The organism is Isoptericola maris (assembly GCF_048065335.1).
In the GTDB taxonomy this organism is placed as follows: domain Bacteria; phylum Actinomycetota; class Actinomycetes; order Actinomycetales; family Cellulomonadaceae; genus Isoptericola; species Isoptericola rhizosphaerae.
In genome coordinates this window covers 512,512-520,956 of the sequence record NZ_JBLUNY010000002.1, presented here as the reverse complement: position 1 = coordinate 520,956, position 8,445 = coordinate 512,512, and the positions used below count along the sequence as shown (strand labels likewise).

The window sequence follows — 8,445 nt, the reverse complement described above, 5'->3', positions numbered from 1 at the left end:
ATCCGCGACGGCACCGGATCCGCCCGGTTGCTCGACATGGTCGAGGGGCGCTCCAAGCAGGCCTTCAAGCAGTGGCTCGCCACCCGCCCGAAGACATGGCGACAGGCGGTGGAGGTCGTCGCGATGGACGGCTTCACCGGGTTCAAGACCGCCACTGCCGAAGAGCTGCCCGACGCGGTCGCGGTGATGGACCCGTTCCACGTCGTGAAGTTGGCCGGTGATGCCCTGGACCGCTGCCGCCGCCGAGTCCAACAAGACTTGCACGGCCACCGCGGCCGCGCCAAGGATCCGCTCTATCGTGCCCGGCGGACCCTGCACACCGGCGCCGACCTGCTCACCGACAAGCAGACGACCAGGATCGAGGCCCTGTTCGCGATCGAGGAGCACGTCGAGGTCGAGGCGACCTGGGGCATCTACCAGCGCATGATCACCGCCTACCGCCACCCCGACCGCGCCCAGGGCCGTGCTCTCATGACCGCGGTGATCGACTCGGTGGCCCGCGGCGTTCCGGCGGCCCTGAGCGAGCTCGTCACGCTCGGGCGGACGTTGAAGAAGCGCGCCGCCGACGTGCTGGCGTTCTTCGACCTACCAGGCTCGAGCAACGGACCGACGGAGGCGATCAACGGCCGACTCGAACACCTCCGAGGCTCCGCGCTCGGCTTCCGGAACCTGACCCACTACATCGCCCGATCACTCCTCGAAGCCGGCGGCTTCAGACCCCGGCTACACCCTCATCTGCGTTGAGCCAGTATGGGTGGCGCGACCGCGAGGTGTCCGAATCGGAGACGGGCCCTAGCTCGCTGGCACCTGCTCCATCGCCATCGCATCGGCGCACACCGGAGTCTCTTCGTGGTCCCAGCACGCCACCTGCAGCTCGAGGTTGCCAATCTCGGTTCGCTTCATGGCCCGAGGATACGGTTCGCTGTTGCCAGCTCAGCAGGCCTCTCGCGGTCAAGACGGCATGAGCCGATAAGTCAAGTTATGCCGGATCCCGCACCCAATTGTGCAACTGACTCGACCTTGCGGTTCCTGGTCTCGTCGACGACATCCGGCGGCACCTGCACGCCGAGGATGTCGTGTTCGGTCTCTGCGCCGTGGCGAGCACGCGCGACGAGCCGCCCGGCTCAGAACTCCTCGTAGACCGCCGGGTCCTGGTCGTGGGTCCGGCCGTCGGGCCGGGCGAGCGACGCGATGGCCTCGACGTCGGCGTCGGTGAGCTCCAGGTCGATCGCGGCGAGGTTCTGCCGCTGCCGCTCGGACGCCGTCGCCTTGGGCAGCGGCAGGACACCGAGCCGAGCGTGCCACGCCAGGATCACCTCGGCCACGCTCACGCCGTGCCCCTCGGCGATCCGCGTCAGCAGCGGGTCCCGCAGCATCTCGTTCGCCCGCCCGATGGGGCTCCATGCCTCGGTGACGATGCCGCGCGACGCGTCGTAGGCACGCTGCTCGTCCTGCGGGAAGTAGGGGTGCAGCTCGACCTGGTTCACCGCGGGGGTCACGCCCGTGGCCTCCACCAGCCGGTCGATGTGCTCGGGCAGGAAGTTCGACACCCCGATGGCGCGCACCAGCCCGCGCTCGCGCGCCTCGATCAGGGCCTCCCACGCTTCGACGTAGCGCTCCTGCGACGGGTTCGGCCAGTGGATCAGGTACAGGTCGAGGTGGTCCAGGCCGGTGCGGTAGACGCTCTCCTCGACCGATTCGAGCGCGGCGGCGTGGGCATGGTGGCGGCCGGGCAACTTGGAGGTGACGATCAGTTCGTCGCGGGGCACGCCGCTGGACCGCACGGCCGCGCCCACGGCTCCCTCGTTCTCGTAGTTGAACGCCGAGTCGATCAGCCGGTAGCCCGTCCGCAACGCCTCCGCGATCGTCTCCGCACCGTGCCGGCCCTTCAGGGCGGCGGTGCCGAACCCGATGCGGGGCAGCGGGTCGGCGGTAGGGGTCGTCTCGGGCATCGGGTCCTCCTCGTGGATGGGTGGCACGCTCCTCGAGGAGACGGTACGCGCCGACCCCCGCCGTCGCCCACCACGCTCAGGAGAGGTCGCGCACCACCAGGGTCTGGGCCAGCCGCCCGAATGCGCCGTCGGCGTCGTGCAGGACGGCGGAGGTGAGCCCCGCGCCGCTCGGTCCGAACGTAACGGTCGTGTCCAGTCCCAGCCAGCCGCCGGTCGGCGCCCGGAACAGGTGAGCGGTGAGATCGAGGTTGGGGAACGCGACGCGGCGCGGGTCGCTGCGGACGGTCATGCCGTTGGCGACGTCCAGCAGCCCGGCCGTGCGTGCGAGCGGGCCGACCTCCTCGCCGTCGAGCAGCGGGACGTCCGTGCGCGCCCACACCCGGCCACGCCCGGGGGTCTCCAGGCTGCGACGCACCTCGATCGAGGCGACGAACCCGCCGGGCCAGTCCGTCGTCGGGTCCCAGGCCGGAGTCTCGTCCGGTCCCGGCATCGCGGCGGGGGCACCGTCCGCCAGCGCCGTCGTGTCGCCGACGCCGGCCAGCCAGGCACGCAGCGTGGCCACCCGCCGTCCGCCGCAGGAGACGGTGGCCTCGACGAGCTCGACGCCCCGCCCTGGCCGCAGCACCTGCACCGCCGTCTCCATCGACTCCAGCGGGTAGGGGCCCCAGACGTCGAACGACAGCCGCGTCACGGCGAGGTCGTCGCGCCCCCGGGCGGCGCGATCGGTCTCCACGAGGTGGGTGAGCAGGCCGAACGTCGGGGCGACGTGCTGCTCGGCGGTGTTCCAGGCGCCGCCGACGGCGGGGGTCGGGTCGAACATGGAAGCGCCGGTGCGTCGGAAGTAGGCCATGGCGCCATCCTGACAGGAGCCGCTCCGGCGTAGTCTGCTGGACCCATGGGGACACGGCGGACGACGGCGTCATCTCACGGCCTGGTCCTGCTGGCCACGGCGGGCGCCCTGCTGGGCGGGTGCGGCCCGACGACGTCCGACGGCGGGGACGCCACGGGCGGCGGGAGCACGGCGACCTCGGCGGCCGGGGCGCCCACGACGGTCGCCACAGACCTCGACGCGCCGTGGTCCGTGGTGCTGCTCGACGGGACGCCGCTGGTGAGCGAGCGCGACAGTGCCCGGATCCTCGAGCTGGCCGACGACGGGACGCCCCGCGAGGTCGGGGTGGTCGACGGCGTGGAGGCGGCCGGCGAGGGCGGTCTCCTCGGGCTGGCGCTGGACGACGACGGCCGACTGTACGTCTGCTCGACCGCCGCGGGCGGCAACCGTATCCAGCGCTATGACCTGGCGGGCGAACCAGGGGCGCTGAGCCTGGGGGAGCCGACGACGATCCTGGACGGGCTGCCGGCGGCGAGCGTCCACGACGGCGGACGCCTCGCCGTCGGGCCGGACGGGATGCTGTACGCCACGGTGGGGGACGCGGGGGTCCCGGACCGTGCGCAGGACCTCCGCTCGCTCGGCGGCAAGATCCTGCGGATGACGCCCGACGGCGAGGTCCCGGTCGACAACCCCTTCGACGGATCGCTGGTGTACAGCTACGGTCACCGCAATGTACAAGGGCTGGCATGGGCCGACGACGGCACCCTGTTCGCCACCGAGTTCGGCCAGGACACGTGGGACGAGCTGAACGTGATCACGCCCGGTGCCAACTACGGCTGGCCGGAGGTGGAGGGCGCCGGGGACGCCGGCGCGGACGACGAGTTCGTCGACCCCGTGCAGCAGTGGCCGCCGTCGGAGGCCAGCCCGAGCGGGATGGCGCACCTGGACGGGACGCTGTTCATCGCGAACCTGCGAGGCCAGGTGCTGCGCGCTGTGCCGGTGGACGACCCGTCCACCTCGACCGACCACTACGCCGGTGAGCACGGCCGTCTGCGCGACGCCGTGCCCGGACCCGAGGGCCGCCTGTGGCTCGTCACCAGCAACACGGACGGACGCGGCTCACCGGGCCCGGAGGACGACCAGATCCTCTCCGTCGACGTGCGGCGCTGAGGCGTCTACCGTCGAGACATGTCGGAGTCGTCCACGCCGGGCCGCCCGCAGCCCGCGAAGCAGTTCCGCTCGAGCCGCGTCAGTCGCGCCGAGGACACGGTCATGCGGACGCTCGTCCGCCTGCACCTGGTACCGCGCACCTCGCTGCTGACGACGCGCGGCCGCAAGAGCGGCCGGCCTCGGACCAACCCGGCGACGGTCGTCACCGGCGGTAGTTCGCGGTGGCTCGTGTCGCCCTACGGCGTGGTGTCATGGGTGCACAACGCCAGGGCCGACGGCCGGGTGCTGCTGCACCGCCTGTTCGAGCGCCAGACGTACCTGGTCCGCGAGGTGCCGGCGCAGGACGCCGGGCCGATCCTCCGCGAGTACGTGCGGATCGCGCCGGCCACGCGGCCCTACTTCGCCGCCGGCACCGACGCGCCCGTGGAGGAGTTCGCCGCCGAGGCGGACCGGCACCCGGTCTTCGAGCTGCTCCCGGCCCGCCCGCGCCGCGGCTGAACCGGCCGTCTGAGGCCAGCCCCCCGCCCTCGACGCTGACCATGGCGTCGGGGAGGCGGGCTGGTCAGACGGCGCTGAGCGCGTCGTCGATCGCGCCGCCGAACGCGTCGAGGTCGCCAGGGTTGCGGGACGTGATGAGCCGCCACCCCTCGGCGTCGTCGACGCAGACGGCCTCGTCGCGCCACTCGGCGGCTCCGGCGTTGCGGATGTCCGTTCGCAGGGACGGGTACGACGTGAGGGTCTTGCCGCCGAGGACGCCGGCCTCCACGAGCGCCCACGGCCCGTGGCAGATCGCCGCGACCGGGCGGCCCGACCCGGTGAACGACCGCACGATGCGCGACGTCGTCTCCTCCAGCCGCAGCGAGTCGGCGTTGAGGGTGCCGCCGGGGACGAGCAGGAGGTCGAAGCCGGCGGGGTCGACGTCGTCGAGCGCCACGTCGACGGGCACCGAGCGGCCCGGGTCCTTGTCGCCCACGAGAGTGGCGACGTCGTCGGTGGTCGTGGCGGCGAGGGTCACGACGGCACCGCGTTCGCGCAGGTGCTCGAGGGGGACGACGAGCTCGTCCTGCTCGACTCCGTAGTTCGTCACGATGGCCAGGACGGTGCGGCCCGTGAGATCGGTGTCTGCCATGGTCGTTCCTTCCGCGGGTGTCGGTCGGGTCGGCCACCGTAGGCACGCACGGCGATGGACGCACCCGGACAGGACGGCGTTCGGGGACCTGTGGACCGGGGCACCCGAGCGCGGCAGGATGGACGGACAGCCCCACGAGCGGAGGTCACGATGGGATCGCACAAGGACGGCACGAAGCGCGGCGGACCGCCGAGCCTGTTCAAGCTGGTGATGTTCGCGCTCGTCGTCGCGGCCGTCACCAAGGAGCTCCAGAAGGATCCTGCGGAGCGGGAGTGGCACGGCACGGTCGCCGGGTTCGTGCCCTACGAGTTCCGCATCCCCACCATCCAGCGCGTCAAGGAACGCGTGTGGGATCCGGAGGGGGAGCACTTCCTCAGCCCGCACGTGTTCGGCGTCGGCTGGACGGTGAACCTCGGGCGGGTCGTCACCGTCGTGCGCGAGAGGCTGGCCGCCTGACGGACGCCCGCGGCCACCGCGCCGCCGCGGGGCCGAGGGCGTCCGTCCGGGCCGTCGCTCAGCCGCGCCCGACCCGCTCGCCCTCGTGCTCGACGACGGTCACGTGGTCCGAGGACGTCGACGTCCAGGTGGTGGTCGGCGTGAACCCGCCGGCCGCGACGTCCTGCGCCGTCACCGTGTGCCGGGCGAACGTGCAGGTATAGCCCGCGTCGCCGCCCAGCCCGCGGTAGCGGCAGTTCTGCGCGGCCTCGGCCGGGTCGAGGTGGTCCAGGTTCCCGGTGGGCACCACCGTGGTCGTGGCGGCCGAGAGGTTGCGCACCGTGTACGTGTACCGCAGCGTGTCGCCGACGGCGTACGTCTCCTGCGGGTCGATCAGGCTGCCGCCGGTGACCTCGATCGCGCCCGGTTCGGCGTCCGGGGTGTTGAGCACCCAGGAGAAGCTGGGCTTCGCCCTGGTGTTCGTCAGCCACGACCTCGCGCTGGTCGCGCAGCTCGCGCACCGCGTGACGGTGATGTACGCGGGTCAGGTCGTCGAGCAGGCGCCCACGTCGGAGCTGCTCGCCGACCCGCGCCACGAGTACACCCGTGGCCTGCTCGGCGCTGTGCTGTCCATCGAGTCGCGGGCCGAACGGCTCCACCAGATCCCCGGGACGGTGCCCTCCCCGCGTGACTTCCCGACCGGCGACCGGTTCGCACCCCGCTCGTCGAACCCCTCGACCGGCAGCGGTCCGCGTCCGGTGCTCGAGCCGGTCGCCGACGAGCCGGACCATCTGGTTGCGGTCTCGCAGGACGAGCCGCTCGTCTCCGGAGGTGCCCGATGAATCCCCTCACCACGGCGGAGGCCGCCGGCGAGGCCCCCTCGTCGAGCTCGACGGCGTCCACGTCGTCTTCCGCTCCCGGACGGGCTCGCTCCTGCGCGCCCAGCGGGTGCACGCCGTCGACGACGTCAGCATCCAGGTCCACCGGGGACGCACCCTGGGGATCGTGGGCGAGTCCGGTTCCGGGAAGACCACGATGGCGAAGGTGCTGGTGGGGCTCCAGCCCGCGTCGTCGGGCACGGTGCGGTTCCGCGGCGAGGTCGTGCGGCGCTACACTCCGCGGATCCGGCGCCGGATCGGCCGGGTCGTGTCCGTGGTGTTCCAGGACCCGACGACGGCCCTGAACCCCCGCCTGCGGGTGGCCGACGCGCTGCGGGACCCGCTGGACGTGCACGGCGTCGGGACGTCCGCCTCGCGGAACGCCCGCGTCCGGGACCTGGTCCGCCTGGTCGGGCTGCCGGCCTCCGCCCTCGACGCCCTGCCAGGGCAGCTCTCCGGAGGGCAGCGGCAGCGGGTGGCCATCGCCCGTGCGCTCGCGCTGGAACCGGACGTCATCGTCGCCGACGAGCCGACGTCGGCGCTGGACGTGTCGGTGCGTGCGCAGATCCTCAACCTGCTCGCGGACCTCAAGGCCGAGCTGAACCTGGGGATGGTCTTCATCTCGCACGACATCCAGACCGTCCGCCACGTCTCGGACGACCTCGTCGTGATGCGCGGCGGACGGATCGTCGAGAGCGGTCCCGCGGAGCAGGTCCTGAACCGTCCCGCCGACGACTACACCCGCACCCTGCTGGCCGCCGCGCCCGCCCTGCTCTAGTCCGCCCACCACCACATCGGAGCACCACCGTGAACCACCACTTCCGCGGGATCGTCCCGCCCCTGCTGACGCCCCTCACCGAGGCGGGCGAGATCGACGTGCCCTCGCTGGAACGTCTGACGGAGCATCTCGTCGCCTCCGGCGTGCAGGCGGGGTGCACCGACGCGCACGGCGTCGTCGACCGGGCCGATCGGGGCGACCTGATCGCCCGCGGGGTGGTCGACGGCGCCGCGGCGGCGCTCGGCAGGGCCGTCGCCGGGATCGTCACGGTGTGGGACCCGCACGTGGTCGTCGTCGGAGGTGGCGTGGCCGGGGCGGGCCCGCGATGGTGGGAGGTCCTGCGCAGCACGGCGCGGGCGGAGCTCGTCGAGGTGCTGGCGGACGTCGAGATCCGACCGGCGGCGCTCGGTGCACGAGCGGCGCTGGTCGGTGCTGCGCACACGGCACGCCAGGCCCTCGCCACGAAGGAGGACGGATGACCGCCACGGGCACCGATGCCGTCGAGGCGATGCGAGGCGGTCTGACCGTCTCCTGCCAGGCGTACCCGGGCGAGCCGATGCGCGACCCGCGCACGACGGCGCAGGTCGCCCGGTCGGTCGTCGCCGGCGGTGCCGTGGCGCTGCGCATCCAGGGGATCGACGACCTGCGGGCCGTGGTCCCGGTGGTGGACGTGCCCGTGGTCGGACTGTGGAAGGACGGCGAGGAGGGCGTGCTCATCACGCCGACCGTCGACCATGCGCTCGCGGTGCTCGCCGCCGGTGCGGACGTCGTCGCCGTGGACGGCACCCGGCGTCCGCGACCTGACGGCCGGGACCTGGCGGCCACGATCGCTGCGATCCGAGCCGTGCACCCCGGCGCGGTGGTGATGGCGGACTGCGGTTCCGTGGACGACGCGGTGGCCGCGGAGCGGGCCGGCGCGGACCTGCTGGGCACCACGCTCGCGGGGTACACCGGCGAGCGTCCCCGCACGGACGGCCGGATCTGGACCTCCTGGACGAGGTCCGTGAGCGCTGCGCGCTCCCCGTGGTGGTCGAGGGCCGGGTGCACTACCCGGCCGCCGCGGCCGCCGCGCTGTCACGCGGCGCGCACGGGGTGTGCGTGGGGACCGCCATCACGCACCCGACGACGATCGCGTCGTGGTTCGCGGAGGCGGTGCGCGAGGCCGCCGGGCCGGTCCCGTAGCGGGCGCCGGTGCGCCGTCGCCTGGTCGACCGCGCTGCTGCAAACGTTTGTCGGCGTGACGCGACGTGGGCCGGTTGACCCCGGTGCGCGCC

The 8,445-nt window shown here is 73.1% G+C and carries 10 protein-coding genes and 2 pseudogenes; 8 read left to right on the top strand and 4 right to left on the bottom strand.

The window, feature by feature from the left end:
* Nucleotides 1-744, top strand: a 744-nt coding sequence (locus tag ACH5HR_RS06645; RefSeq protein WP_416476896.1) for an ISL3 family transposase, incomplete at its 5' end; no start/stop codon positions are given.
* Nucleotides 745-1,124: 380 nt separating this feature from the next.
* On the opposite strand, the gene ACH5HR_RS06640 is transcribed toward ACH5HR_RS06645, so the two are convergent.
* Both ACH5HR_RS06640 and ACH5HR_RS06635 read right to left on the bottom strand, forming a co-directional pair.
* Nucleotides 1,125-1,952, bottom strand: a complete 828-nt coding sequence (locus ACH5HR_RS06640; RefSeq protein ID WP_416476894.1) for an aldo/keto reductase — start codon at nt 1,950-1,952, stop codon at nt 1,125-1,127.
* A gap of 76 nt (nt 1,953-2,028) precedes the next feature.
* The gene (locus tag ACH5HR_RS06635) at nt 2,029-2,802 is read right to left on the bottom strand and encodes a thioesterase family protein (protein ID WP_416476892.1); all 774 of its coding nucleotides are present in this window, start codon (nt 2,800-2,802) and stop codon (nt 2,029-2,031) included.
* Nucleotides 2,803-2,847: 45 nt separating this feature from the next.
* On the opposite strand from ACH5HR_RS06635, the gene ACH5HR_RS06630 reads away from it, so the two are divergent.
* Together ACH5HR_RS06630 and ACH5HR_RS06625 are read left to right on the top strand one after the other, a co-directional pair.
* Entirely contained in the window at nt 2,848-3,951 is a 1,104-nt protein-coding gene (locus ACH5HR_RS06630) for a PQQ-dependent sugar dehydrogenase (RefSeq protein WP_416476891.1), read from the top strand.
* A gap of 18 nt (nt 3,952-3,969) precedes the next feature.
* The gene (locus tag ACH5HR_RS06625; RefSeq protein ID WP_416476888.1) at nt 3,970-4,449 is read left to right on the top strand and encodes a nitroreductase family deazaflavin-dependent oxidoreductase; all 480 of its coding nucleotides are present in this window, start codon (nt 3,970-3,972) and stop codon (nt 4,447-4,449) included.
* 64 nt (nt 4,450-4,513) lie between these two features.
* Here the strand turns inward: ACH5HR_RS06625 and ACH5HR_RS06620 are convergent, their stop codons facing one another.
* Nucleotides 4,514-5,080 (bottom strand): type 1 glutamine amidotransferase domain-containing protein, encoded by a 567-nt coding sequence (locus ACH5HR_RS06620; protein WP_416476886.1) that lies wholly within the window; start codon nt 5,078-5,080, stop codon nt 4,514-4,516.
* A 150-nt stretch (nt 5,081-5,230) separates the two neighbouring features.
* Here ACH5HR_RS06620 and ACH5HR_RS06615 point away from each other — a divergent pair, with 150 nt between their 5' ends.
* Nucleotides 5,231-5,536 carry a DUF5808 domain-containing protein gene (locus ACH5HR_RS06615; protein WP_402378130.1) on the top strand — a complete coding sequence of 102 codons (306 nt, stop codon included), beginning with the start codon at nt 5,231-5,233 and terminating at the stop codon, nt 5,534-5,536.
* A 58-nt stretch (nt 5,537-5,594) separates the two neighbouring features.
* Here the strand turns inward: ACH5HR_RS06615 and ACH5HR_RS06610 are convergent, their stop codons facing one another.
* Nucleotides 5,595-5,966 (bottom strand): hypothetical protein, encoded by a 372-nt coding sequence (locus ACH5HR_RS06610; RefSeq protein WP_416476884.1) that lies wholly within the window; start codon nt 5,964-5,966, stop codon nt 5,595-5,597.
* 1 nt (nt 5,967) lies between these two features.
* On the opposite strand from ACH5HR_RS06610, the pseudogene ACH5HR_RS06605 reads away from it, so the two are divergent.
* The 4 genes and pseudogenes from ACH5HR_RS06605 to ACH5HR_RS06590 form a co-directional block, all read left to right on the top strand.
* Nucleotides 5,968-6,357: pseudogene (locus ACH5HR_RS06605) on the top strand (oligopeptide/dipeptide ABC transporter ATP-binding protein); the annotation flags it as partial.
* Complete coding sequence (locus tag ACH5HR_RS06600) at nt 6,347-7,171, top strand: ABC transporter ATP-binding protein (RefSeq protein ID WP_416476882.1); 825 nt, start codon at nt 6,347-6,349, stop codon at nt 7,169-7,171. The pseudogene ACH5HR_RS06605 and the gene ACH5HR_RS06600, both read left to right, overlap by 11 nt.
* A 29-nt stretch (nt 7,172-7,200) precedes the next feature.
* Nucleotides 7,201-7,650, top strand: a complete 450-nt coding sequence (locus tag ACH5HR_RS06595; RefSeq protein ID WP_416476880.1) for an ROK family protein — start codon at nt 7,201-7,203, stop codon at nt 7,648-7,650.
* A pseudogene (locus ACH5HR_RS06590) lies at nt 7,647-8,353 on the top strand (N-acetylmannosamine-6-phosphate 2-epimerase). Before ACH5HR_RS06595 ends, ACH5HR_RS06590 begins: the two are co-directional and overlap by 4 nt.
* Nucleotides 8,354-8,445 lie beyond the last annotated feature (92 nt).